Raw genomic sequence first — 23,102 nt, 5'->3', positions numbered from 1 at the left:
CCGGTCCGGTCGGTGGTGGCGGTGACGGGGGCGGACTTGGCCGACTCGCCCGCGCCGTTGACGGCGCTGACGCGGAACTCGTAGGAGGTGGCGGCCGCCAGTCCGGTGACGGTCGCCGAGGTGCCCTGCACCGACAGCGCCTTGGTCCCGTCCTGGTAGACGGTGTAGCCGGTGGCGCCGTCGACGGCGTTCCAGTTCAGGGTGACCGAGGAGGAGGTGGTCGCGCCGACGGCCGGTGTGGCGGGTGCGGCCGGGGGCTGGGGGTCGGGGTCGGGTTCGCCCGGGTCGCCGCCGGGGCCGGCGAGGGAGACGTCGTCCACGTGGTAGGCGCTCTGGCCGTACCAGCCGTGGGTGTGGACGGTGACCGAGGTGGTGTCCGGGCCGGTGGTGAAGGAGGTGCGCAGTTGCTGCCAGCCGGAGCCGCCCGGGGTCCAGGTGGAGACGTCGGTGGTGCCGGTGCCGGATGCGCCGAGGTAGACGTACGAGCCCTGCACCCAGGCGCTCAGCTCGTACTGGGAGTCCGGCTGCACGGCCACGGTCTGGGTGCACTTGGCGTTGTCGCTGCCGGCGGGTGTGGCCTTCAGCGCCGCCGTGCCGCCGTGGACGGGGGAGGAGACGGCCGTGCCGCTGCCGGCGGAGCAGGTCCAGCCGCTCAGGCCGGACTCGAAGCCGCCGTTTTGCACCAGGTTCGGCTCGGCGGCCCCGGCGCTGCCCGAGAGCCCGCCGAACGCCACCGCGCCGACCGCGACCGCCCCGGCGCCGAGCGCCGCGACGATTCTGGTGCGGGCGCGCGAGGTGCGGCGCGCGCCGGGCGCCGCGTCTCTCCCGCCGCCTGTGGTGTCTGTTCGCGTCCTGCGTTCCACTGCTGCCTCCGTGCGTAGGGGGTGAGCGCGCGTGGGGAGACGGTGGCCACCGTGCTGAGCCGGAAGAATGGTTCAGACCAATGGGGATGTCAAGAGGGGGCGGAGCTTTCCGTGACATACGCCGCGGCGCGGCACGCTCCCCGGGCGGCTCCCGCAACCGGCGGGAGGGGAGAGGGAGTTCAGAAGGCCATGGCGAACACCGGGGCGAGCGGGACGGCGGCCGCCCCGCAGCCCGCCCCTACCGGACGGTGACGCTGTCGACGATCCTGTCCAGATCCGCCTCGGACAGCCCGCCCTCGACGGTGTCGACGGTGACCAGGAAGGCCTTGCCGCGAGAGTCCAGTCCGGCCACCATCACACCCCTCATCCGGGTGCCCTTCCCGGGTGTGCCGCGCTCACCGGTGGAGGTGAACTCGTAGTCGATGCGCCGGGCCCCGTCCGTCCCCTCCACCTCGACCTCCTCGCGCCCCGTGGGCGTCGCGCCGAGCTGGACGCGGGCCTCCGCGCCGGTGGCTGCCATGTCGGGGTCCCCCGCCTTCATGAAGTCGAGCTGGACGGAGACCATGCCCGTGGTCCGGCCGTCCTCGGTGAGGACCGCCGCGGCGTCGTTGTGCTCGCCGCGCTCCCCTTCGCCCTGCTCCCGGTAGCCTCCGGGGTGGGCGACGGTCAGCCGCTCGGTCTCCAGCGTCCCCCAGCCCCCGGGTATCGCCGCGCCCCCCGCCTCCTGCCCGCCGCAGCCGGCGAGGAGGGGCAGCAGCGCGGCGGCGGCGAGCGCCGGGAGGGCGCGTCCGGCGGTCCGGGCGATGATGCTCATCGGATACTCGCTCCCCTGGTCGGGCTCTTCTGGTCGGGCTCCGCTGGTCGGGCTTTCCCGGTCCGGCTCTCCTGGTCCGGCTCTCCTGGTTCGGTCCTCCCGGCAGGGGCGCGACGCGGTACCGCCGGGAGGGGCGTTCAGTTCGCACAGTAGCTGTAGGGGACGTACTCGCGCCTTCCGTCCTTCGGCGCCCCGAGGAACCGCGCGTCGCTCAGGGTCTCCTCCTTCTGCTCGGTGGAGACCGAGAAGCCCAGGCTCATCCCCAGGTTCACCTCGAAACCGTAGGCCGCGGCGTCGGTCTCCCCGTCGTAGGACATCCTGCTGGACACGCCCTCGTCGAACATCAGCCGGCCGAAGGGGTCGTCGGCGCCGGGCCGGGTGGTCGGGGCGCGGCCGTCGAACATGTAGGCGAAGGGCGCGGTGTCGTCCCCGTTCCCGTCCAGCCACCGCTGGGCGGTCTCACGGCCGGCGTCCCCCTCCGCGCCCGGGGGGAAGGAGACCATGTCGGTGACGACCTCGAGCTGTGACGTTCCCGAGTCGTCGGTGACCGAGGCGCTGCCGCCCCGCTTGTCGCCGCCGCTCCTGCCGTTGCTCCCGCCGGCCTCCCCCCTGTAGCCGCTGCCCCGGGTCTCGACGGTCCGGGTCATCACGATGCGCAGCAGTTCACCGGTCTCGTCGTCGCGGACGACGGTCATCGAGCCGGTGCGGGCGGTCTTCCCGTGGTGGTCGCCCTTGAGGAACCCGGCCTCGTAGCCCGCCTTGCCGCCGTAGGTGAGCCTGGCGGTGTAGGTGTAGGACCTGGTGCCGCGGAACCTGTCGTTGGTGACGGTGACCTCGGGGGCGAACTCCACGTTGCCGCCGAGCCGTGCGGAGAGTTTCCCGTCGTCCCCGGCGGAGAGCTTGAGTCCGGCCTCGGCGGTGCCGTTGAGGCCGATCGTGCCGTAGCTGATGTGCCGGTCGCCGATCCGCTCCTCCAGCCGGTCGCGCAGCCGCTGTTCCTCGGCGATGGGCCCCTTGCCGAAGATGGCGAGGATGGCGTTGCCGGCACTGGCCTCGCCGGCGTGCCGGTTGGTGAGCTCGTAGGTCTTGAGCATCTCGATGTCGTCGCGGAAGCGCTGGGCCTTCTCCTCGCTCTCGAAGACCCAGGTGTCGCCGTTGGTGACCTTGAGCCCGGCGCCGAGGGAGACGCTCTCCGTCCCCAGCCTGCCGACCTTCAGGCCGGTCCTGACGGAGCCCTTGGCGCCGACGGAGGCGGCGTCGGTGAAGGTCATGTGGACGAGCCTGTCGTCCCCGTCGACCCGGCCGTCCTCGTTGACGTCGGTGTTGGCCCGGTGGGTCTGCTGTCTGAAGCCGTACTCCTCGCCCCACTCGATCCACATGAACCTCCCCCTGGCGCCGGCCTTGTCGGAGAAGTTGCGGGTGTTGCACATGGTGGGTTCGTAGTCGGCGTCCGTCCTGGGCGCGGCCCGGTCGCCGCCCCCGTTCCCGCAGCCTCCGCCGCCGATGCCGGCGACGGCGCATCTGATGCGGTCGCCGACGGCCTGCCCGACCCCGGTGACCGACACGGCGGCGAGGACGGCGACGGCCACCACGAGCATGCCGAGGTACTCCGTCGCGGTGGCGCCCCGGTCGCCGAACCGTACGCCCGACCCGCCGTCACCTCTCGGCGCCATGCGACGGCCCCCTGTCCTGTGTCTGCTGTCTGTCCCGTGTGCCGTGGGCTTTCGACCGAACGCCGGTGAGGCTAGGCAGGCGGGAGGAGGGGGGCGTGGGCCCCTGGGCCCAAAAACGGGCCCAAAGCCTTTGCGATGACGGAAAGTGCGTGGGGGAGGGGGTGCGGTCCGGTGTCTGGTCGGGGACCTGGCCTTTTGCCGGACCGGTTCGGCGCCGGGGGTGATCGATGTCACCGACAGTGCAAATTCACGGCTCAACCAATTGCGTTCGCGTGGCAGCCGGTGAAAACGGAGCTCGGGCAATTTTCCCACGAGTCCGCGCGGGAAGCGGCCCGCGAGGTGCCGTTGCGTCACGCTGTGTCAGCATTTGGCCAGGGGGAGCGGTGAAAGCGCATCCGCTGGACTTCGGTGACTATTCTCTGCCGCTTAAGGCGCGGATAAGCTGCTGAGTTGACGGGCCGTATAGAACTCGGCAGGCCGGAGCAGTTTTGAACGGGGAACCTCGGATGCCCACCGCGATAGCTGTCACCAGCGCCGATCTGGTGCTGCCACCGCCGGATCCGCACACGCCGACGGCACACGTCCTGACGCCTCCCGACCGGCAGTCGCTGGACGCCGCCCTCGCGGAGACGCAGGTCCTCGTCGAGCAGCACGGCTACGTCGTCGTGCTGTACCAGTCGTCCGTGCCCGCCCCCTTCGTGCGGCGGCTGCACACCGTCCGCTCGATGCTGGAGAGCGACCGCATCGCCTTGCTGGGCACGGACCTGCCGCCGCTGGCGACCGGCGTCCTGGTGCACCAACTGCGCCAGCTTTCCACCTGCGGCTTCAGCCCCGGGGTCCTCGGCGCCGCCGCGCGCCTGCTGGCGCACTACATCCACGCCGGCGCCCTGCTGAACTCCGTCACCGGACTCGACCACGTCCCGGTCAGCCTCAAGGCGCACGCCAGGTCCTGGATGCCCGGCACCCAGTTCGGGGTGCTCGCCGCCCCGGCACCGCAGATGATCAGGATCGGCGACGGCGGCACGCTGTCCGGCCCGGAGTTCCCCACCCGGCTCACCTGCGCCGCCGGCCAGCTCTCCCCGGACTGGGTGACCGGCACACTCGCCCCGCAGTGGCGGGTGACGGGCGTCCAGGAGGCGCGGCTCCCGGCGGACTCACCGCGCTGGTGGGGCACCGGGAAGCTGGTCGAGTTCGCCGCGTCCATCCCGGACGTCTCCGTCCTGTACCAGCTCGTCAGCTCGGTACGGCGCGACGAGTGCCGCTGGTGCGGTCTCGAACTGATCGGCGACCGCTGCGTCTTCTGCTCCTCGCCCGTGACACCGCCCGAGAACCGGAGCGGAACCGCCGACGTCGTCAGTCAGGGGGCTTCCGTATCCGGCCGGCCGCACTGAGCAGCGCCGTCGGCCGCACCGCAGGCCCTGTGGCCCGGCCGCATGCGGCCCGCACGAACCGCCCAACGCCAACGTCCCCGAACGAGGTAGTCCGCAACCATGAACTCACGCCAGCGCCGCGGTGTCATCCTGCTGCTGCTGTCCGTCCTGTGCGCCTTCGCGGCCTTCGCGGGCGTCCTGTCGGTGATCAGCGACGTGGAGTCGAAGGTCGGCCCGGAAGTCACCGCGTACCGCCTGTCGAAGAACGTGCCGGCCTACCGGGCCCTGGACGAGAGCGTCGTGGAGAAGGTGACGATACCCAGGCGCTGGCTGCCGAGGACCGCCGTCACCGCGACCGACGAGTTCAGCGGCAAGATCGCGACCAACCCGCTGAAGAAGGGGTCGCTCCTCCAGAGCGACATGATCACCGACCAGCCGGAACTCCGCGAGGGCGAGCAGGAGATCGCCATCATGATCGACGCGGCCACCGGCGTCGCGGGCAAGATCCGGCCCGGCTCCACGGTCAACATCTACGCCACCTTCCAGGACAAGAAGGAGAACGAGATCTCCCGGGTGATCGTCAGCAACGCCCGTGTCATCGACGTCGGCGAGCTCACCCCCATCACCAAGGAGAACGAGGACATCAACCGCGAGTCCGAGGCGGTGCCGATCACCTTCGCGCTCAACACCCTCGACACCCAGCGTGTGGCCTTCGCCGAGTCCTTCGCCGTCAACGTCCGGCTCGCCCTCGTCGCGCCCGGGAGTGACACGACCATCTCCGAGGAAGAACGCACTTACACCCTCGTCGGAGACAGGTGAGACAACGGATGGTCACGAGAATCCTCCCGGCCGTCGGCGACGCCGACGCGGCCCGGTCCGTCTCCACACTGCTGAGCCAGCTTCCCGACACCGAGCCGGCCCAGCCGGTCGGCGACTCCACCCTGCTCCTGGACACCCTCGCGGCACTCGCCGGCGAGTCGGTGGGCGACCTGCCCGAGGTCGTGCTCGTCCACGAGCGCATCGGGCCGGTCCCCGCGCTGGAGCTGATCCGGGAGGTCGCGCTGCGCTTCCCGGCGGTCGGGGTGATCCTGATCAGCGCGGACGCCGGCCCCGCTCTGTACTCGGCGGCCATGGACTCCGGCGCGCGCGGGCTGGTCGGCCTGCCGCTGTCGTACGACGAGCTCTCCGCACGGGTCTCCGCCGCCGCCCAGTGGGCCGTGGGAGTGCGGCGCCACCTGGGTTCCGGCGCCGACGTCTTCAGCGGCCCCGGCGGCACCGCGGTCACGGTCAGCGGCGCCAAGGGCGGCGTGGGCGCCACCCTGCTCTCCGTCCAGCTGGCACTCGCCGCCCGCGCCTCCGGAAGGAGCGTGGCGCTGGTCGACATGGACCTCCAGGCCGGCGACGTGGCGTCGTACCTCGACGTCCAGTTCCGCCGCTCGATCGCGGACCTGGCCAGCATCGCCGACATCTCGCCGCGCGTCCTCCAGGACGCCCTCTTCTCCCACCCCACCGGCCTCGCCCTGCTCCTGGCCCCGGGCGAGGGCGAACGCGGCGAGGAGGTCGACGAGCGAGCCGCCCGCCAGATCGTCAGCGCGCTGCGCTCCCGGTACGAGGTCGTGGTCGTCGACTGCGGTACGCAGATGAACGGAGCGAACGCCGCGGCCGTGGAGATGGCCGACACGGCGGTGCTGGTCACCACCCCCGACGTCGTCGCCGTCCGGGCGGCCAAGCGCATGATCCGGCTGTGGGACCGGCTGCAGATCCGCAAGGCGGAGGAGACGCTGGCCGTCGTCAACCGGCACACCCGCAACACCGAGATCCAGCCCCCGCTCGTCGAGCGGATCGTGGGCACCCCGGTCGCCCGCGTCGCGATCCCGGCCGGCTTCAAGGAACTCCAGGCGGCGGTCGACTCCGGCCGGGTGCAGGACCTGGACTCCCGCGGCTCCGTCAGGCAGGCGATGTGGGCCCTGGCGGGAGAACTCGGACTGGTCGACACGGCCAGGGCACAGCAGGGCAAGGGCGGCAGGTACGGGGACAGGGGAGCGGTCGGTCTGCTCCGCCGCCGCGGCGGACGCCGTGACAACGACACCACCGAACCGAGCGGGGGTACCGGCTGATGGGGGAAGTCGACACAGGGACGGGACGGGGCCGGACCGCGGCACGCTCACGCACCGGCGGTGACGAGGGCCAGGTGGCCGTCGAGTTCATCGGCATGCTGCCGGTCATCATCGCCACCCTCGTGCTGCTGTGGCAGTGCGCGCTGCTGGGCTACACCTACACGCTCGCCGGCAACGCGGCCGACAAGGCGGCGCACGCCGCGGCCGTGGCCGACCTCCGCAGGGAGAGCCGGGGCCAGGCGTGCGAGCGGGCGGGCAAGGAGGGCCTGGAGGGCGACTGGCGGAAGTCGGCGAGAACCGACTGCTGGGTCGACTCCGGGCTGGTCAAGGCGGAGGTCGGCCTCAAGGTTCCCGTCCTCTTCCCCGGGATCGTCGACTTCCCCTTCTCGGTCACCGGGAACGCCGCGGCGGCGAAGGAGAACTGAAGCCATGGTGCTGCGCAGACGACGCTCCGACCGCGGGCAGGTCGCGGTCGAGTACATCGGCATGCTCCCCGTCCTGATCCTGGTCGGGCTGGCGCTGATCCAGTTCGGCCTCGCCGCGTACGCGATCCAGCAGGCGGGCACGGCCTCCCGCGCCGCGGCCCGCATGGCCTCGCACGACCGTCCCGAGATGCCCCCCGCGCAGGCCGGCCGGGAGGCGATGAGCGACTGGCTCGCGAACGGCGCCCGGTTCCGGCAGTGGGCCGGCGCCCACGACGAGGTGAGGGTGACGGCCACGGTCAGGATCCCCTCGATCATCCCGGGGGTCTCCTTCGGCGACACGGAGCGGACGACCACCATGCCCCGCGACTGACAGCGGCCGGCAGCGGCGGACAGCGGGGACCGGAAGGAGAACTGGAGCCATGAGCCTGAAGGCACGCATCAACGCCCCCGAGGCGGCCTCGAACCAGCAGGAGGAGAGCCACCTCGTCGCGGTCTACCGGGCCAAGCTGCTCGAGGAGATCGACCTCGCGGAGATGTCCTCCCTCGCGGCGACGGAGCGCCGCGTCCGGCTGGAACGCGTGCTGGGGCACATCATCAGCCGCGAGGGCCCCGTCCTGTCCACCCACGAGCGCGCCATGCTCATCCGCCGCGTCGTGGACGAGGCGCTCGGCCTCGGCATCCTGGAACCGCTCCTGGAGGACGCCTCCATCAGCGAGATCATGGTGAACGGCCCCGACCAGATCTTCGTGGAGCGGGGCGGACGCCTGGAGCTCCTGCCGATGCGGTTCGCCTCCCACGAGCAGCTGATGCAGACCATCGAGCGCATCGTCTCCACCGTCAACCGCCGCGTCGACGAGGCCAATCCGATGGTCGACGCCCGGCTGCCCTCCGGCGAGCGCGTCAACGTGATCATCCCGCCGCTCGCCCTCTCGGGCGCGACCCTGACCATCCGGCGCTTCCCGAGGGCCTACACCCTGCAGGAGATGATCGGCCTCGGCTCCCTCGACGAGCACATGATGATGCTGCTCGCCGGGCTGGTCCGGGCCAAGTTCAACGTGATCGTCTCCGGGGCCACCGGCACCGGGAAGACCACGCTGCTCAACGCGCTCTCCGGACTGATCCCGGAGGGGGAGCGCATCATCACCATCGAGGACTCGGCGGAGCTCCAGCTCCAGCAGACCCATGTGATCACGCTGGAGAGCCGGCCCGCGAACGTCGAGGGCAAGGGCCGGATCACCATCCGGGACCTGGTCCGCAACTCCCTGCGCATGCGCCCCGACCGGATCGTCGTCGGCGAGGTCCGCGGCGGCGAGACGCTCGACATGCTCCAGGCGATGTCCACCGGCCACGACGGCTCCCTCGCGACGGTCCACGCCAACAGCGCCGAGGACGCCCTGATGCGTCTGCAGACCCTGGCGTCCATGTCCGAGGTGGAGATCCCCTTCGCCGCGATCAAGGACCAGATCAACAGCGCCGTGGACGTCATCGTCCAGCTGACCCGCAACGCCGACGGATCCCGGAGGATCAGCGAGATCGCCCTCGTCGACTCGCACGGCCGGGAGGACTACAGGATCGTCACCGTGTGCCGCTTCGACGCCCTTCCCATGGGCGGCGACGGCAGGGTCCACGGGGAGTTCGCCCACTTCCCGCTGCCGCGCCGGATCGCCGAACGCCTCCGCATGAAGAACGAACCCGTCCCGCCCGCCTTCGGGGTCGCCGCCGACGAGGAGCAGCTCGCCGTGCGCAGGACTCCCTCCTGACGCCCTCCTGACGCCCCCCTGACGCCCCCCTGACACCGCCACGGCCGGCCCGGCCCGCCGCCCGAACCCGCCGCCCACACCGAGGAAGCCCCCACCGGACATGGACAATCTCGCACTGCTGACGATCGGCGTCACGCTGCTGTGCTGCGTGCTCGCGGTCACGGGTGTGCACGCGTACGCCTCGGGGAAAGCGCAGCACGCCGAGCTGATCGACCGGCTCTCCCACACCGGGCAGACGCAGACGTCCGGCCGCCGCCGCAACTTCCAGGGCGTCGACCGGCGGCTGCGCGGCACCCGGTTCGGAAGGAGGATCGAACTCAGGCTCGCGGCCACCGGCCTCGACCTGACCCCGGGCGAGTTCTTCGTCTACATGGTCGGCTCCGTCATCGGCCTGTGGCTGACCGCCGCCACCCTGCTCGCGCCCTTCTTCGGACCCATCGCGGCCGTCATCGGCCTGTGGGGCTCCTTCACCTTCCTCAACTGGCAGCGGCAGAAACGCACCGAGCGGTTCATCAACCAGCTCCCCGAGCTCACCCGCGTCCTCGCCAACGCCACACAGGCGGGACTCGCGCTCCGCACCGCCATCACCATGGCCGCCGAGGAACTGGAGGACCCGGCCGGCGAGGAACTGAGCCGGGTGGCCGACCGGCTCGCCGTCGGCCACACCCTCGACGACGCGCTCGGCGAACTCGCCGAACGCCTGCCCTCCCGCGAGCTGGCCGTCCTGGTCACCACGCTCGTGCTGGCCAACAGGGCGGGCGGCACGCTCGTCAGCTCCCTGCACAACCTCACCCAGACCCTGGAGGACCGCAAGGAGACCCGGCGCGAGGTCAGGACCCAGCTTTCGCAGGTCACCGGCACCGCCTACATCGTCCCCGCGATGGGCCTGGGATCCCTGCTGCTGATGGACGGCATCTGGGACGGCGCCCTCGACAAGATCACGGCGTCCCCGCTGGGCCAGGGGGCGCTGATCGTCGCGATGGCCCTGTACGGCATCGGGTTCTTCCTCGTCCGCCGCTTGGGCAAGATCGAAGTCTGAGAGGACACGGACACATGGGACTCCTCCTCGCCGCCGTCATCGGCCTCTGCGTCTACGGAGCCATCGCCGGCATACGGCTCTACCGCGCCGAGGCCAAGCTCCCCGGGGACCTCGCCATCGCGCTGGAGGTCGGCTCCACGCGGACCGGCGCCGTGGGCTCCGGCATCGACCGGATGGGCATGCGCTACGCGCCCATGGTGCTGCGCCTGATGGGGCCCGGCCGGGTCAACAAGGTCCGCAGGAGAATCGACATGGCGGGTAACCCCGGCGGCCTGACCATCGACCGCTACGCGGCCCGCCGGGCCGTCTACGGCTTCCTCGGTGGCCTGGGTGCCCTGGTCATGCTGGTCAACGGGCACACCGTCCTCGCCATCGGCATGGTCGCCTTCGGCGCCTTCTGGGTCGAGGTCGGCATCTGGTCGGCCGTCCGGGAGCGCCGCAGGGCCATCGACCGGACCCTCCCGGACTTCCTCGACGTCCTCGCCGTCGTGGTGTCCGCCGGTCTCGGCTTCCGCCAGGCGCTGGAGCGCACGGCCGAGAAGTACCAGGGCCCCTGGGCCGACGAACTGCGCATCACCCTGCGCCAGATGGACATGGGCGTCAGCCGCCGGCAGGCGTTCGACGAACTGCGCAGACGCAACGACTCCGAACAGGTCGCCCAGTTCGTCACGGCCCTCCAGCAGGGCGAGGAACTGGGCGCCCCGATCGTCGAGACGCTCATCCAGATCGCCAACGACATGCGGCGCACCGACGCCCAGAACGCCCGCCGGGAAGCCGCCAAGGCCGTGCCCAAGGCCACGTCCATCGTCACCATGCTGATGGTGCCCGCCACCATCATCCTGCTGGGCACGGGGATGTTCCTCGGCACGGGAACCGGCCTGTAGAGCGCACGCGCCGCCGCACCGCCGCGCCGCCGACAAGTGTGAGGGGGAAACGTGTCGATGCCGTTCACGCCGGCGGGGCCGCCGGGATCCGTCATCGCGGGCAGCGGCGGTACCGCGCCGCGGGAGGAGCCGGCGCCCGCGCCCGCGCTCAGGATCCAGCTCAGCGCGCTCCAGGCGCTGTGCCGCCAGGTCTTCGGCTTCCGGCTGGGCATGATCGTACTGACCACCCCCTTCGCCCTGAGCGGCACGAGGCCGGGATGGCCCACCTGGCTGGTCGGCGCGGCGATCGTGTTCACCTTCATGGGCTCCTACCTGCTCTTCCGCGACTGGGAGCGCTTCGGCCCCCTGCTGCTCCGGCACCCCGCGCTCCTCGGCGTCGACGCCGGCTTCGGAGCCCTCCTGCTGTTCACGGCCACACCGGCCAGTCCGCTGAGCTACGTCACGATCTGCACCCCGCTGCTCGCCGGACTGGTGTACGGATGGCGGGGCGCGGGCTTCTTCACCGCCCTCACCCTGCTGATCGTGGCCGTCGCGTACGCGGGCAACGGCATGCTCGGCGCGTCGCTCGCCGCCACCGCCTTCCTGCCCGGGGTCTGCGTCCTCGCGGGCGCGGTGGGGGTCACGCTGCGAAGGCTGATGCTGCGCTTCGGCAGCGCCACCGAGGCCCTGCTGGAGATGCGCTCCAGGCTGGCCGTCACCGAGGCGGTCGAGCGCGAACGCGCCCGGCTGGCACGTGAGATGCACGACTCGGTCGCCAAGACCCTCCACGGTCTCGCCCTGGCGGCGGACGGACTGGCCGGCTCCGCCGACCGCATGGACCCCGGCGCCCTCAGACGGCAGGCCGAACTCGTCGCCCGGTCCGCACGCCGCGCCGCGGTGGAGTCCCGGGAACTGCTGTCCGATCTGCGCCGCGACTCGGGCCTGGACGGCGGGGTGGACATCGTCGGCGAACTGTCCTCCCGTACCGCGGACTTCGCGCGCCGGACGGGGCTGGAGGCCGCCTTCCGCCCGCTGAACGGCACGCCCGTGCCGACGGTCCCCCAGGCGGTGGCCAGGCAGGTGCTGACCATCGCCTCCGAGGCCATGGAGAACGCGCACCGGCACGCGGGCCCCACCCGCGTCGACGTCTCGGTCGGGGTCGTCGACGACTCGCTGCGCATCAGCGTCTACGACGACGGGCGCGGGCTGCCGGCGGGCACCGACCTCGAACAGCTCAAACGCGCCGGGCACTTCGGACTCGTCGGCATGGTGGAACGCGCCGCGGGAATCGGCGCGCGCATCCGTGTCGGCAGGGGGAGGGCGGCCACCGGAACCGAGGTACGTCTCGACCTTCCCACGGCCGCCCTGCTCCCGGAGGGCCTGGCCGCCGTCGCCCAGCGGCACCGGCACATCCGCTCCTGAACGACCGTTTCCCGTCCCACATCCGAGAGGAGGCCGCACCATGCCGGACGATGTCCCCCACGCTTCGGGGCAGCACCGCCCCGCGTCCCCGTACGGCACCGATCCCCGTCCGGGGCACACCCCGGACCGCGCTCCCGCACCTTTGCCGACGGCACCCTGCGACGGTCCGCCCCTGCCGCCGGCGCCCGCCGCCGCACCGCTGCGGCTCGTCGTCGCCGACGACAACCCGGTCGTGCGCACGGGCCTGACCGCACTGCTCCAGGGGCGCGACGACATCCGGGTGGTCGCCGAGGCGGCCGACGGCCGTGAGGCCTACGAGGCCACCAGGCGGCACCGGCCCGACGTGGTGCTGCTGGACGTCCGGATGCCGGGTGTCGACGGCATCTCGGCCCTGCCGCACCTGGTGCGCATGGCACCCGTGCTGATGCTCACCTACAGCCGCGAGAGCGAGGTCGTCCACGAGGCGCTGCGCCTGGGGGCCGGAGGCTATCTGGTCCACGGGGAGTTCACCGCCGACCAGCTGGTCGCGGCCGTCCGCGACATCAGGCAGGGCCGGGCCCACTTCACGCCCACGGCCTCCAACGCCCTCCTGGCCGGCCTCCGCGGCGGCGCGGTGGCCGCTCCGGGACAGCCGCTGCCCGAAGGGCTCGGTACGGCTCTCGCCGGCTCCGGCCACCAGCCCGCGGCCCCGGGGCGGGAGCGTGCAACCGCACACGGTCATTCGGAGCAAACCCCTCATCCGGTATCGAGTCAACTGCGCTCATTCGGAGAAGGGTCGGCATCGGATGTGCCACATTCATTCCAAAATACTTCGCACAAGCAATCCAATATGGCACAGTCGGTTCCTGCCCGGGGAGTGCCCGGGGCGGAACGGTTCGGCCTGAGCGGCAGGGAGGTGGAGGTGATGGAGCTGATCGCGTCCGGCATGACCAATCCGCAGATCGCCGCCGCCTGCTTCATCAGCGAGAAGACGGTCAAGAACCACGTCAACCGGATCTTCGCCAAACTGCACGCAGGAAGCCGCAGCCAGGCCATCGCGGTCTGGCTGGGCACGGCGCGAGGGGGGCCGGCAGGTCGTGGCTGACCACATGACGGGCCACGGGGCCCGGGCGGAGAAGAAGTCCCAACTCCGGCTTTGGGTCCGTACTTGGGCCCACGGACCCATGCGGTCCGGTGGTGTTCCGGCGTACGTTTCCCGTGTCGTGGGCGGAACCGGTCAGAAGGAGGCCGGAAGCGCGGGCGGCACCGCAGAGACCTACCCGTCGGCCGTCGACCGGTCGACCGGACTTGGAGGGGAACACCATGAAGAACACCGCTCTGAAGCTGGCGACCGACACCAGGGTTCGCGTGAACGGCTGGGCCAACACCACAGTCGAGGCCATCTCCCGCCGTGGCGACAAGGGCCAGACCGCGGTCGAGTACATCGGCATGCTGATCGCGATCATCGCGATCATCGCCGTGGTGGCGGGCATGACGGACATCGGTACGACCATCGGCAACAAGATCAAGGAAGCCATCGGCAAGGTTGGCGGCGGCGGCGAGTGATCGGATCCGTGGCCCCACGGAAACAGCGCGAGGCAGGGCAGGCCGTCCCCATCTACATCACGGTGGTGGCGAGCCTGCTCTTCCTCGCGCTCGCGTATTTCGTGGTCGGTCAGGCCTCCGCCTCTCGCAACGGCGCCCAGTCGGCGGCCGACGCCGCCGCTCTGGCCGCCGCCCAGGACGCGCGGGACCAGCTCCGCCGGGGTCTGCTCGCCTCGGTCCTGAATCCCCGGAGCTGGGACGACCTCCTCAACGGCAAAGGATTCGGAACATACGGTGCCTGCAGGGAGGCCCAGCGTTTCGCGGCGCAGAACAAGTCCGACGTAGCCTCGGGCGGCTGCCGTCGGCTGACCGACGGACGTCCGGGCTTCACCGTGAGGGTGAAGACCCAGGAGCCGCTCGGGGAGACCGTCGTCCCGGGCACGGAGGACATCCACATGACGGCGGAGGCCGTCGCGGTCATCGAACCGCGCTGCACCTTCAAGCCCGACGAGGAGAAACCGGAGGACGGGGAGGACCCGGACAACGGGGGCGGCAACGACAAGCCCGTCTTCCCCGGCAAGCTGACGTGCGACGGCAGGGACCGGTTCATCGATCCCGAGAACCTGGACTTCTTCCCCGACGCGGCGGACCTCTTCACCGTTCGGCTTTCCGACTGACCGACAACGCGACCCACGAGCAGAGGACCAGTAGCAATGAGTATGTGGCAGATCCACCAGGCGCACCGGGCCGCTGTGGCCGTCACAACGATGGCACTCGCCCTCGCGCTGTCCGCATGCGGTGGTGGCGATGGTGAGGACAAGGCCGCCGACAAGCCCTCCACCGAGCAGACGACCGGTTCCCAGGACGAGGGGACGGGAGGCAGCGGCGAGGTGGCGGACGACAGCAAGGTGATCGTCACGCTCAAAGGTCCGGAGGACATTGTCCTCGATATCAATTCCGTGGTGCGTGATGCGGGTGGGTTTGTCACAGTCAATGGTGTTATCAAGAACACCGGAGGCAAGGAGTTCTACGACACAGCGACCTGGACTGGGCCCGAACTCGCAATGATCAAGGGAGCCGGAGGCGGCTCCCTGGGCGGCGCATCGCTGGTGGACAAGGCGGAGAAGAAGCGCTACTACACATTGCGGGATACCGAGAACCGGCCTCTGGCCACTATGGGAATCCCCAGCGTCAAGGCCAACTCCGAGCTGAACGTCTTCATGCAGTTCCCCGCGCCGCCGGAGAACACCACCCACGTGGATCTGCAGATCCCGACCTTCCAGCCGGCCACGGTCGAGATCACGGGCGGGTGACGAGATGAACGCTTCCCGACCCCCGTTCTGGACGGAAGTCCGCAGAAACGGCACTGTGTTCGCGCTCTCCGCCCTCCTCGCCTCAGGGGCGACGGTCGCCGGTACCTCCCCGGCAGCCGCCGACGACATCGCGCCGGCGCTCTCGGTCTTCGAGGGAGAGGTCGACATAAACGACCCCGATCTCAAGCTTCCGGACGGCGCCACTCTCGCCGAGCCCAAGGTTCTGGAGATCAAGCAGGTCGTCGGTGACGAGGCCGGTGAGGAGAAGCGGGAGGACTCCGAGTCCAACACCAAGTTCACACTCCAGGCCGAAGTTCTCTTCGGCAGGGACAGCGCCAAGCTCAGCCCCGAGGCGAACGGCAGGATCAAGGGGATCGCCGAGGAGATCGAGGAGCAGGGCGCCACGGAGGTGAACGTCTTCGGGTACACGGACAACCTCGGCTCGTACGAGCACGGCAAGGTCCTGTCCAAGAAGCGCGCCGAGGCGGTGCACAAGCAACTGCTCAAGGATCTCGGCTCCGGTATCACGTTCAACATCCGCGGTTACAGCGAGGACAACCCGGTCGCCGACAACTCCACCGAGGAGGGGAGGAAGAAGAACCGCCGGGTGGAGATCGCCTTCCCGCGCGGCGACTGACTTCCGGTGCCGGCCCCCCGAGGCCGTCGCCGCACCCTCCACGGATCCGGACCGGTCGCCGCACCGGCGGACCGGTCCGGGCGTACCGCCCGGCCCCGCCCGTACCGCCGTCGCCGTCGCCACAAGCCCATGTGCACAGGAGCACCGCCGCCATGAAGACACGCATCTCCCGCCTCCTGCCCGCGGCCGCCGCCGCCCTTGCGCTCGGTCTCGCCTCCGCCTGCGGCGGCCCAGGTTCCGCGGACGGGGAGGACGCGAAGGAACCGGAGCGGGACGGGAGGTCCTCGTCCGCCGCTCCGGCCCCGACGCGGACCACCCCGGCCGAGCCGGCCAGGACCCTGTCCCGGCAGGAGCTGGAGAAGGCGGCGCTGAGGACGGCGGACGTGTCCGGCTACACCGTCAAGACGCCCTCGAAGGAGGAGGTCTCCGGTGCCGGCCTGGAGAAGGCCGACCGGGCCGAGTGCCGGCCGATCGCCTCGGTGATCGGGGGCGCGCCCGAGCCGGAGCCGGCCGAGATGGTCTACCGGCAGCTCATCACCACGTCCGAGGACGAGGAGGCCGGCGGGCTGATCCTCTTCGAGATGCTCGGCGCGTACGAGCAGGAGTCCGCGAACCGCCTGATGGAGGGGCTGCGCAAGGCGGTCAAGGCGTGTGCGGGCGGCTTCACCACCAAGACCGGCGGTGACACCAGTAAGTACTCCGGTGTCACGGAGCTCACCGCCCCCACCGGCGCCGACGACGCCCTGGCCTATCAGGTGGACGGCGACTTCGAGGGCGACAAGGTGCCGCTGCTGTTCAAGGTGGTCCGCTCGGGCTCCAGCGTGGCGATCTTCTACTCGATGAACCTGATGGACTTCACCGAGCCCGGGATTCCGCAGTCGGTGGTCACCGCTCAGATCGAGAAGCTGGAGCGGTAGGGCGGGGCGGGGAAGGGCCGGCCGGGGGGTTCCGGGGCCGGCGCCTCCTGGTCCGGCCGGCATGTGTCAAGCCCGCCTCGGAACAAGGGCGTTGGGCCCGCTTTTGGGCCCGCGGGCCCATGCCTCCCGGGTGGCCGCTCAATAGCCTCGCCGGTATGTCGGGACTCGTATCCTCAGCGCCTTCGGACCACGGGCACGCCGGGCGCACACCGATGCCGAGCGCGGTGGTCGCGGCGAGGCTCGTGCTGTTCGTGCTGCTGGGCCTGTCGGTCGCGGACGCGGCGGACGGTGCGGCCGGCCGGGCGGTGGCTTACGCCCTGGTGCCCGGGGTGCCCGGGGTGGCCGGGGCGCTGCTGGCGGGCCGGATGCGGTCGGCCGGGCGCCCGGCCTGGGCGGGCGTTCACCTCGTTCAGGCATGGGTTCTGGTCCAGGCGTGGCAGAACACCCGGGACGGCCTGTGGTGGGGGCCGGTCCATCTCGTTCTGCCGCTGCTGGTGGTGGCGCTCCTCTCGACACCGCGTGCGCGCTCCTGGTTCGCCCTGGCACGGGAGCGAAGGGCGCCGCGCCGGCCCGTCTCCCCGGCGCGGATGCTGGGGTTGCGGTACTCGGAGGGGGGTCAGACCTCGACGGAGTACGTCGGGATGGTCGTGGTGGTGGTCGCGATCGTCGGTGGTCTGGTGGCGGCGGGGGTGACCACCGAGCTGGGGCAGTCGATCGGGGCGAAGATCTGCCGGGTGGTGGGCGGGGAGTGCGGTTCCGCCGGTGAGCAGCCCGTCGCCGGCGGCCCCGGCGACGCGGACCCCACCGGCGGCCCCGGCGAGGACGGCGGCTACTCCGGCGACGACCCCGACGCGGACCAGGCCGCCGCGGACGAGCCCTACTCGGAGGGTGAGCTGCCCGACTCCCCGGAGGACACGGAGTACCAGGAGGCCCTGGAGCAGGTTCAGGACCTCGAGGAGGCGCTCAAGGGGGACAAGGAGAAGGCGAAGGAGGCGGCGGAGGAGCTGGCGAAGATCCTCGCCGAGGAACTGGGGATCACCGATGCGCTGGACTGCATCACCGAGGGGGACGGTGCGGCGTGCACGGAGACGCTGATCAACGTGCTGACCTCGTTGATCGGTGGCGCGGTGGGGAAGCTGGCGGCGAAGTACGGGGCGCCGTGGAAGTGGAAGAAGGCCGTCGAGCTCGTCAAGAAGATCAAGAAGCACGGCGGTGACCTCTACGACGGCCTCGAAGGGATCATCGACAAGTCCGGGAAGCTGAAGAAGGCCCGGCAGCGGCTGAGGAAGGCCGAGGACGCCTGCGACCACAGTTTCCTGCCGGGTACGCCGGTGCTGCTGGCGGACGGCAGCCGCCGGGCGATCGAGGAGGTGCGGGCCGGGGATCTGGTCACGGTCACCGATCCGTACCGGGGGCTGACGACCGTCCGGCCGGTGGCGGGGACGATCACGACCGAGGACGACAAGGACTTCACCCGGCTGACGGTGCTGGTGGGCGGGCGTGCCTCAACGCTGACGGCCACCGACACCCATCCGTTCTGGCTGGTGGACGAGGCGCGCTGGGCGGAGGCGGGTGAGATCCGTCCCGGGGACGAGCTGCGCACACCCCGGGGCTCCTCCCTGCGGGTGACGGGGGTCGAGCGCTACGAGCGGCAGCAGCGCACCCACGACCTGTCCGTCCAGGACATCCACACCTACTACGTGGAGGTGGGCGACGCCGCGGCCCTCGTCCACAACTGCCCGGCCGGGAAGCCCGGAACCGCCAAGCCCGGAACCGCCAAGCCCGGCGACTACAAGAAGTGGCCGAAGCCTTCCTGGTACAAGGACCTGAAGAACCCCAGGCGCGGCTCCAAGGACAAGGGCGACGGTGCGTGGGGGTCGAGGAAGCGGGCCGCGAACTCCGAGGCCGCCGAGCGGTGGATCCGCTACCAGGAGCAGGTGTCCGGGGTGAAGCGGGGCAAGGAGTACCTCGTCAAGAACCCCAAGGGCGGCCGGGACGTCGAGTTCGACGGCTGGGACTCCCAGCGGCAGACGTACCTGGAGGCGAAGTTCGGCTACGGGAAGTACGTGAAGGACGGCGAACTTCCCCAGGACGTCCGGGACCGGTGGGTCAAACAGGCCCAGACCCAGGTCAACGCCGCGGGCGGCAGACCCGTGGAGTGGCACTTCTCCAACAAGAGCGCCGCCGAAGCGGCGCAGGAGGCCTTCGAGGACGCTGGTATTAACGTGAAGGTCGTCCACACGCCCGTGAGGAAATAGGACCGGAAACCATGATCAATATCACGGTACGGGGCTTCTGGGGACCGAGGAAGGAGAGCCCGCGCGAACTGGCCGACCGCTGGCTCGACTTCCTGGCGCGGCTGAAGGAGGTCGACGAGGAGGTCTTCGCCGACTGGCGGGAGACCGCCGGGGCCGGGCCGCAGGCCCCGCGGGCCGCGCTCGACCCGGAGGGGTTCGCGGCGTACATCGTCCGCGGCGACCCGGACCCGGACGCGTACCCCGTCGGATACCGGACCAGCCTGTGGACGCAGCGGGAGGGGAGGCCGAAGGCCGAGATCGGGGTCTCGGCGGGCGGTGTCGCGGACGGCGTCCCCCAGAGCGTGGTGCTGAAGCTGCGCTCCAGGGACGCGGACGAGGACGACCCGCTGGTCGGCCGGCTGCCCCGCGCGCTGGCAGCCCTCGCCGACGCCTGGGACACCGACTGGGGGGACTTCGCCGACCGCGCTCTGATGTCCGCGGTCCGGGAGGCCTTCGACCTGGACAACGCCGGCCCGCGGTGCGGCCGGGCCGTCCATCTCTCCGCCGGGCGCGCGGCCCTCGTCCCCGAGGGTCTGCCGGGCAGGCGGCTGCCCGTGGCGCACGGCGGGGTGGTCGTGGACCTGTCCGGTCCGGGCGGGGAGGCGCCGGGGACGGATCTGGTGCTCTCGGTGAACGAGACCCTGCGCGGGACCGGGGCGCTGGCGCCGCTGCCGCTCCCCATGGACCGGCCGAAGCTCTGAGGAACCCGCCGGCCGCCGGCCGGAGCCGGCCCCGGCCCTGGGACCGGCGGCCGGAGCCGGGTTGGGCCCGGGATTGGGTCTACGGGCTCATGGCCCGTCACTCGGCACGCCCCGGCGTCGTGCGACGAGGGGGAGGGACACGACGGTAAGGCGGTTGGGCATGGAAATCGGCGGTGGACACAGGAGCGGGACCGGCCACCCGTACGGCGCGCCCGCCCCCGGGCGCGGGAACTCCGGGACACGAGGGGGCGCGCTGCCGGCGGTGCTCCGGTCGTGGGCGGCGGGGATCGTGGTCCTGCTGGTGGCGCAGCTGCTCGTCGACCGGACGCTCGGCGAGTTTGCCCTCACCCCCGAGCGCGTCGAGTCGCTGGGCTGGCGCATGGCGCTCTTCCACATACCCGCCGCTCTGTGCGTCGCGTCGGCCACCCTCGCCGCCGCGCGGCTGCACCGCGAGCCCTTCCGCGGCTCGCCCGCCGCGCATCTGACGGCCGCGCTGACCGTGCCCCTGGCGGCCTACGGGGCGAGCCTGCTGATGATCGGTTCGCGGACGGACATGTCGGCCCAGGGGATCGCGCTGTCCGGTGCGGCCACGCTGGCGGGCTGTGCCGCCGGGATGGCGGCCGACCTGGCGGCGGACTCCCGGTTCTGACCGGCGGAGCGTGCGCCCGGCGTCACGCTTCCAGTGTCACCCGCACGCCCGGCCGCAGCCCCCAGCGCGCCATGGCGCCCGCCTCGGCCTCCAGCACATGGCGGGCGCGCGGCCGCGGGAGGCCGAGGCGGCCGGGCCGCATCGTCCGTACGGCCAGTACGTTCAGCCGGTGGTCGAGGTAGGCGACATCGATCGCGAACCGCATCCGGAAGGTGTGCACGCTGTTGGCGGGCGTCAGCAACAGCGCCCCGTCGATGCCGTCGCGCCCCAGCAGGCCGCGGGTGCGGGTCCGGTAGGAGGCGGCGATCTCCACCGGCACGTCGACCGCTTCCGCACCGCCTTCCTCCGCGATGCGCAGCGTGCCCCTGCCGTCCTGCCAGCGCCCCATGTCCGGCCCTCTCGTCGCGCCGCCCGTCGGCCCGCGCGGGCCGCGCCGTTCGCGGCGTTCGCACCGTCCGCGCAGCGCCGTTCTACCAGAAGGGGCGTACGCGGGACAGGAGATGGGCCCGGGCGTGGGCCCTGGGGCCCATGCCCGGCGGGGCCGTCCGCCGTACGCTCGCCGCGTGCGCCTGACACTGATCGTTCTCGCCGCCGTCTACGGCACCGCCGCCGGGCTGCTCGTGCCGCGTGCGGCCTACCGGCTCGCCGTCGAGGCGGGAACGCCGTGGCGCGCGCACTGCCCCGCCGGGCACAGGTTGCCGGGATGGCTCGGGCCGGCCCGGTGCGGGGAGTGCGGGAACGGGCGGGACGGGCTGTACGGGCCGGGCGCCACGCCGGCGGCGGCCGTCACGGCGGTGGTGTGCGCGCTGGTGGCCGCGGCCGTCGGGGGGCGGCCGGAGCTGGGCGTGTGGCTGCTGCTGGTGCCGTGTGCGGTGCTGCTGGCGGTCGTGGACCGCAGGGTCCACCGGCTGCCGGACGTGGTGACCCTGCCGCTCGCCGCGGGCAGCGCCGTCCTGCTCGGGGTCGCGGCCCTGCTGCCGGGAGCGGGCGGAAGCTGGGTGCGCGCCCTGCTGGGCGGGGCGGTGCTGGGCGGGGTGTATCTGGTGCTGTTCCTGGTCAACCCGCGTGGCATGGGTTTCGGGGACGTCAAGCTGGCGGTCCCGGTGGGGGTGGCCCTTGGCTGGTACGGCTGGGGTGTGCTCCTGGGCGGGGCGTTCGCGGGCTTCCTGTTCGGCGCGGTCTACGGGATGTCGCTGGTCCTCGCCCGGCGGGCGAGCCGCAAGGCGGCCATGCCGTTCGGCCCGTTCATGGTGGCGGGGGCCCTCGTGGGGCTGCTGGTGGGGGGACTGACCGTGTGAACCGGGCCGCGGTTGCGCGCGGCGCGGCGCGGCAGGGGCTATGGTGGAAGCCCCCCCTCGGGCCGGTCCGTATCCCCCCCCCACGGACCGGCCCGCTTTGTGTTCGGGCCCGTCCCGGGTTCGTTGCGGGCCCGTCCCGGCCTCCCCGTCCCGGCCTCCCCGTCCCGGCCTCCCCGTCCCGGCCTCCCCGTCCCGGCCTCCCCCTCCGGCCGCCGCCCAGCTCCCGCCGCGGCGGCCCTCGGCCCTCGCTAGCCCTCGCTGCTGAGGGCCCAGATGTTCGCGCCGGGCGCCGAGACGGCGTAGGTGTCGATCTCCGCCAGCTCCTCCGCGGTCAGCTCCGGGTTCCGCACCGCCGCCGCGTTCGCCTCCAGCTGCGCCACGCTGCTCGCGCCGATCAGCGCCGAGGTCATCCGCGGATCCCGCAGCACCCAGCTCAGCGCGAGCTGGGCCAGGGTCTGGCCGCGCCGCTCGGCGATGGCGGCCAGGGCGCGCAGCCGTCCGACGACCTCCTCGGTCAGCAGGCCCGGGTCCAGGGAGGTGCCCCGGGCCGCGCGGGAGTCCTCCGGGACGCCGCGCAGGTACTTGTCGGTGAGCAGTCCCTGGGCCAGCGGGGCGAAGGAGATGCAGCCCATGCCCTCCGTCTCCAGCGTGTCCAGCAGGCGGTCGTCCTCCGTCCAGCGGTTGATCATGGAGTAGGACGGCTGGTGGATCAGCGGCCGCACCCCCATCTCGCGCAGGATCCGCGCCGCCTCGCGCGTGCGCCGCGCGCTGTAGGAGGAGACGCCCACGTACAGCGCCTTGCCCTGGTGGACGGCGGACGCCAGCGCGCCCATCGTCTCCTCCAGCGGGGTCTCGGGGTCGTAGCGGTGGGAGTAGAAGACGTCGACGTACTCCAGGCCCATGCGCCTGAGCGAGGCGTCCAGTGAGGACAGCAGGTACTTGCGCGATCCCCACTCGCCGTACGGCCCGGGGTGCATCAGGTAGCCCGCCTTGGTGGAGATCACCAGCTCGTCGCGGTAGGGGCGGAAGTCGCGGGCGAGCAGCCGGCCGAAGTTGGCCTCGGCCGCCCCCGGCGGCGGGCCGTAGTTGTTGGCCAGGTCGAAATGGGTGATCCCCAGGTCGAAGGCGCGGCGCAGGATCGCCCGCTGGACCTCCAGCGGGCGGTCGTCGCCGAAGTTGTGCCACAGGCCCAGGGAGATCTCCGGGAGCAGCAGTCCGCTGCGTCCGGAGCGGCGGTAGCGCATGGTGTCGTAGCGGGACTCGTCGGGGCGGTACGGGGGCGTGTCGTTCATGGGCTCTGCCTATCACTGTCTTATCGCCGTTCTGTGACATTCCCGGCTCGTGCGGCCGCACGGCGTGGCAGTAAGGTGCTGAGGACCTGTCCGTCCGGTTCTTCGCGGCCCGCCCCGGCCGGGCGCGA

The 23,102-nt window shown here is 71.8% G+C and carries 24 protein-coding genes; 19 read left to right on the top strand and 5 right to left on the bottom strand.

Annotated features, from left to right (window positions below; genetic code table 11):
• The 3 genes from BM237_RS04685 to BM237_RS04675 all read right to left on the bottom strand — a co-directional run.
• On the bottom strand, positions 1 to 863 hold an 863-nt coding region (locus tag BM237_RS04685), incomplete at its 3' end, for a carbohydrate binding domain-containing protein (RefSeq protein ID WP_425443644.1).
• Positions 864 to 1,101: 238 nt separating this feature from the next.
• Complete coding sequence (locus BM237_RS04680; protein ID WP_093848058.1) at positions 1,102 to 1,677, bottom strand: hypothetical protein; 576 nt, start codon at positions 1,675 to 1,677, stop codon at positions 1,102 to 1,104.
• A gap of 137 nt (positions 1,678 to 1,814) precedes the next feature.
• Positions 1,815 to 3,350, bottom strand: coding sequence for a hypothetical protein (locus tag BM237_RS04675; RefSeq protein WP_093848056.1), 1,536 nt, complete (start codon positions 3,348 to 3,350; stop codon positions 1,815 to 1,817).
• A 506-nt stretch (positions 3,351 to 3,856) separates the two neighbouring features.
• Between BM237_RS04675 and BM237_RS04670 the strand changes: the two genes are divergently transcribed.
• The 18 genes from BM237_RS04670 to BM237_RS04585 all read left to right on the top strand — a co-directional run bounded on the left by BM237_RS04670 (position 3,857) and on the right by BM237_RS04585 (position 20,384).
• Positions 3,857 to 4,741 (top strand): hypothetical protein, encoded by an 885-nt coding sequence (locus BM237_RS04670; RefSeq protein WP_093848054.1) that lies wholly within the window; start codon positions 3,857 to 3,859, stop codon positions 4,739 to 4,741.
• 99 nt (positions 4,742 to 4,840) lie between these two features.
• Positions 4,841 to 5,539, top strand: a complete 699-nt coding sequence (cpaB, locus tag BM237_RS04665) for a Flp pilus assembly protein CpaB (protein ID WP_093848052.1) — start codon at positions 4,841 to 4,843, stop codon at positions 5,537 to 5,539.
• An 8-nt stretch (positions 5,540 to 5,547) separates the two neighbouring features.
• Entirely contained in the window at positions 5,548 to 6,837 is a 1,290-nt protein-coding gene (locus tag BM237_RS04660) for a CpaE/TadZ family protein (protein ID WP_093848050.1), read from the top strand.
• Positions 6,837 to 7,262 (top strand): TadE/TadG family type IV pilus assembly protein, encoded by a 426-nt coding sequence (locus tag BM237_RS04655; RefSeq protein WP_093848048.1) that lies wholly within the window; start codon positions 6,837 to 6,839, stop codon positions 7,260 to 7,262. The genes BM237_RS04660 and BM237_RS04655 overlap by 1 nt, the downstream gene beginning before the upstream one ends.
• A gap of 4 nt (positions 7,263 to 7,266) precedes the next feature.
• Positions 7,267 to 7,632, top strand: a complete 366-nt coding sequence (locus tag BM237_RS04650) for a TadE/TadG family type IV pilus assembly protein (RefSeq protein WP_093848046.1) — start codon at positions 7,267 to 7,269, stop codon at positions 7,630 to 7,632.
• Positions 7,633 to 7,681: 49 nt separating this feature from the next.
• Positions 7,682 to 9,022, top strand: a complete 1,341-nt coding sequence (locus BM237_RS04645) for a TadA family conjugal transfer-associated ATPase (protein ID WP_093848044.1) — start codon at positions 7,682 to 7,684, stop codon at positions 9,020 to 9,022.
• Between the two features lie 100 nt (positions 9,023 to 9,122).
• Positions 9,123 to 10,061 carry a type II secretion system F family protein gene (locus BM237_RS04640; RefSeq protein ID WP_093848042.1) on the top strand — a complete coding sequence of 313 codons (939 nt, stop codon included), beginning with the start codon at positions 9,123 to 9,125 and terminating at the stop codon, positions 10,059 to 10,061.
• 14 nt (positions 10,062 to 10,075) lie between these two features.
• Complete coding sequence (locus BM237_RS04635) at positions 10,076 to 10,945, top strand: DUF5936 domain-containing protein (protein ID WP_093848040.1); 870 nt, start codon at positions 10,076 to 10,078, stop codon at positions 10,943 to 10,945.
• A 57-nt stretch (positions 10,946 to 11,002) separates the two neighbouring features.
• Positions 11,003 to 12,346 (top strand): sensor histidine kinase, encoded by a 1,344-nt coding sequence (locus BM237_RS04630; protein WP_093848038.1) that lies wholly within the window; start codon positions 11,003 to 11,005, stop codon positions 12,344 to 12,346.
• A gap of 40 nt (positions 12,347 to 12,386) precedes the next feature.
• Positions 12,387 to 13,430 (top strand): response regulator transcription factor, encoded by a 1,044-nt coding sequence (locus BM237_RS04625; RefSeq protein ID WP_093848036.1) that lies wholly within the window; start codon positions 12,387 to 12,389, stop codon positions 13,428 to 13,430.
• 218 nt (positions 13,431 to 13,648) lie between these two features.
• Entirely contained in the window at positions 13,649 to 13,891 is a 243-nt protein-coding gene (locus tag BM237_RS04620) for a hypothetical protein (protein WP_093848035.1), read from the top strand.
• 8 nt (positions 13,892 to 13,899) lie between these two features.
• Positions 13,900 to 14,547: a pilus assembly protein TadG-related protein gene (locus BM237_RS04615; RefSeq protein ID WP_093848152.1), complete on the top strand. Its 648-nt coding sequence runs from the start codon at positions 13,900 to 13,902 to the stop codon at positions 14,545 to 14,547.
• Positions 14,548 to 14,583: 36 nt separating this feature from the next.
• Positions 14,584 to 15,183, top strand: a complete 600-nt coding sequence (locus BM237_RS04610; protein ID WP_093848033.1) for a hypothetical protein — start codon at positions 14,584 to 14,586, stop codon at positions 15,181 to 15,183.
• A gap of 4 nt (positions 15,184 to 15,187) precedes the next feature.
• The gene (locus BM237_RS04605) at positions 15,188 to 15,820 is read left to right on the top strand and encodes an OmpA family protein (protein ID WP_093848031.1); all 633 of its coding nucleotides are present in this window, start codon (positions 15,188 to 15,190) and stop codon (positions 15,818 to 15,820) included.
• Positions 15,821 to 15,972: 152 nt separating this feature from the next.
• The gene (locus tag BM237_RS04600; protein WP_093848029.1) at positions 15,973 to 16,737 is read left to right on the top strand and encodes a hypothetical protein; all 765 of its coding nucleotides are present in this window, start codon (positions 15,973 to 15,975) and stop codon (positions 16,735 to 16,737) included.
• A 155-nt stretch (positions 16,738 to 16,892) separates the two neighbouring features.
• Positions 16,893 to 18,995, top strand: a complete 2,103-nt coding sequence (locus BM237_RS29680) for a Tox-REase-5 domain-containing protein (protein WP_245793395.1) — start codon at positions 16,893 to 16,895, stop codon at positions 18,993 to 18,995.
• A gap of 11 nt (positions 18,996 to 19,006) precedes the next feature.
• Positions 19,007 to 19,735, top strand: coding sequence for an Imm52 family immunity protein (locus BM237_RS04590; protein WP_093848027.1), 729 nt, complete (start codon positions 19,007 to 19,009; stop codon positions 19,733 to 19,735).
• Between the two features lie 160 nt (positions 19,736 to 19,895).
• The gene (locus BM237_RS04585) at positions 19,896 to 20,384 is read left to right on the top strand and encodes a hypothetical protein (RefSeq protein WP_139238056.1); all 489 of its coding nucleotides are present in this window, start codon (positions 19,896 to 19,898) and stop codon (positions 20,382 to 20,384) included.
• A gap of 22 nt (positions 20,385 to 20,406) precedes the next feature.
• Here BM237_RS04585 and BM237_RS04580 read toward each other — a convergent pair whose 3' ends face one another.
• Positions 20,407 to 20,772 (bottom strand): DUF192 domain-containing protein, encoded by a 366-nt coding sequence (locus tag BM237_RS04580; protein ID WP_093848023.1) that lies wholly within the window; start codon positions 20,770 to 20,772, stop codon positions 20,407 to 20,409.
• A gap of 175 nt (positions 20,773 to 20,947) precedes the next feature.
• On the opposite strand from BM237_RS04580, the gene BM237_RS04575 reads away from it, so the two are divergent.
• On the top strand, positions 20,948 to 21,682 hold the full coding sequence (locus BM237_RS04575; protein WP_093848021.1) for a prepilin peptidase: 735 nt from the start codon (positions 20,948 to 20,950) through the stop codon (positions 21,680 to 21,682).
• Between the two features lie 248 nt (positions 21,683 to 21,930).
• Here the strand turns inward: BM237_RS04575 and mgrA are convergent, their stop codons facing one another.
• The gene (mgrA, locus tag BM237_RS04570) at positions 21,931 to 22,974 is read right to left on the bottom strand and encodes an L-glyceraldehyde 3-phosphate reductase (protein WP_093848019.1); all 1,044 of its coding nucleotides are present in this window, start codon (positions 22,972 to 22,974) and stop codon (positions 21,931 to 21,933) included.
• Positions 22,975 to 23,102 lie beyond the last annotated feature (128 nt).

The organism is Streptomyces mangrovi (assembly GCF_900114215.1).
Classification (GTDB): domain Bacteria; phylum Actinomycetota; class Actinomycetes; order Streptomycetales; family Streptomycetaceae; genus Streptomyces; species Streptomyces barkulensis.
The sequence above is the reverse complement of the archived record's forward strand: the minus strand, read 5'-3'. Positions and strand labels throughout refer to the sequence as shown.

Bases quoted from the DNA above. Each gene is read 5' to 3' on its own strand.
- BM237_RS04680 (WP_093848058.1), bottom strand. From the start codon at position 1,677: ATGAGCATCATCGCCCGGACCGCCGGACGCGCCCTCCCGGCGCTCGCC.
- BM237_RS04605 (WP_093848031.1), top strand. From the start codon at position 15,188: ATGAACGCTTCCCGACCCCCGTTCTGGACGGAAGTCCGCAGAAACGGC.
- cpaB (WP_093848052.1), top strand. From the start codon at position 4,841: ATGAACTCACGCCAGCGCCGCGGTGTCATCCTGCTGCTGCTGTCCGTC.
- BM237_RS04635 (WP_093848040.1), top strand. From the start codon at position 10,076: ATGGGACTCCTCCTCGCCGCCGTCATCGGCCTCTGCGTCTACGGAGCC.
- mgrA (WP_093848019.1), bottom strand. From the start codon at position 22,974: ATGAACGACACGCCCCCGTACCGCCCCGACGAGTCCCGCTACGACACC.
- BM237_RS04600 (WP_093848029.1), top strand. From the start codon at position 15,973: ATGAAGACACGCATCTCCCGCCTCCTGCCCGCGGCCGCCGCCGCCCTT.
- BM237_RS04670 (WP_093848054.1), top strand. From the start codon at position 3,857: ATGCCCACCGCGATAGCTGTCACCAGCGCCGATCTGGTGCTGCCACCG.
- BM237_RS04650 (WP_093848046.1), top strand. From the start codon at position 7,267: ATGGTGCTGCGCAGACGACGCTCCGACCGCGGGCAGGTCGCGGTCGAG.
- BM237_RS04640 (WP_093848042.1), top strand. From the start codon at position 9,123: ATGGACAATCTCGCACTGCTGACGATCGGCGTCACGCTGCTGTGCTGC.
- BM237_RS04580 (WP_093848023.1), bottom strand. From the start codon at position 20,772: ATGGGGCGCTGGCAGGACGGCAGGGGCACGCTGCGCATCGCGGAGGAA.
- BM237_RS04630 (WP_093848038.1), top strand. From the start codon at position 11,003: ATGCCGTTCACGCCGGCGGGGCCGCCGGGATCCGTCATCGCGGGCAGC.
- BM237_RS04660 (WP_093848050.1), top strand. From the start codon at position 5,548: ATGGTCACGAGAATCCTCCCGGCCGTCGGCGACGCCGACGCGGCCCGG.
- BM237_RS04590 (WP_093848027.1), top strand. From the start codon at position 19,007: ATGATCAATATCACGGTACGGGGCTTCTGGGGACCGAGGAAGGAGAGC.
- BM237_RS04675 (WP_093848056.1), bottom strand. From the start codon at position 3,350: ATGGCGCCGAGAGGTGACGGCGGGTCGGGCGTACGGTTCGGCGACCGG.
- BM237_RS04645 (WP_093848044.1), top strand. From the start codon at position 7,682: ATGAGCCTGAAGGCACGCATCAACGCCCCCGAGGCGGCCTCGAACCAG.
- BM237_RS04655 (WP_093848048.1), top strand. From the start codon at position 6,837: ATGGGGGAAGTCGACACAGGGACGGGACGGGGCCGGACCGCGGCACGC.
- BM237_RS04610 (WP_093848033.1), top strand. From the start codon at position 14,584: ATGAGTATGTGGCAGATCCACCAGGCGCACCGGGCCGCTGTGGCCGTC.
- BM237_RS04585 (WP_139238056.1), top strand. From the start codon at position 19,896: ATGGAAATCGGCGGTGGACACAGGAGCGGGACCGGCCACCCGTACGGC.
- BM237_RS29680 (WP_245793395.1), top strand. From the start codon at position 16,893: ATGTCGGGACTCGTATCCTCAGCGCCTTCGGACCACGGGCACGCCGGG.
- BM237_RS04625 (WP_093848036.1), top strand. From the start codon at position 12,387: ATGCCGGACGATGTCCCCCACGCTTCGGGGCAGCACCGCCCCGCGTCC.
- BM237_RS04620 (WP_093848035.1), top strand. From the start codon at position 13,649: ATGAAGAACACCGCTCTGAAGCTGGCGACCGACACCAGGGTTCGCGTG.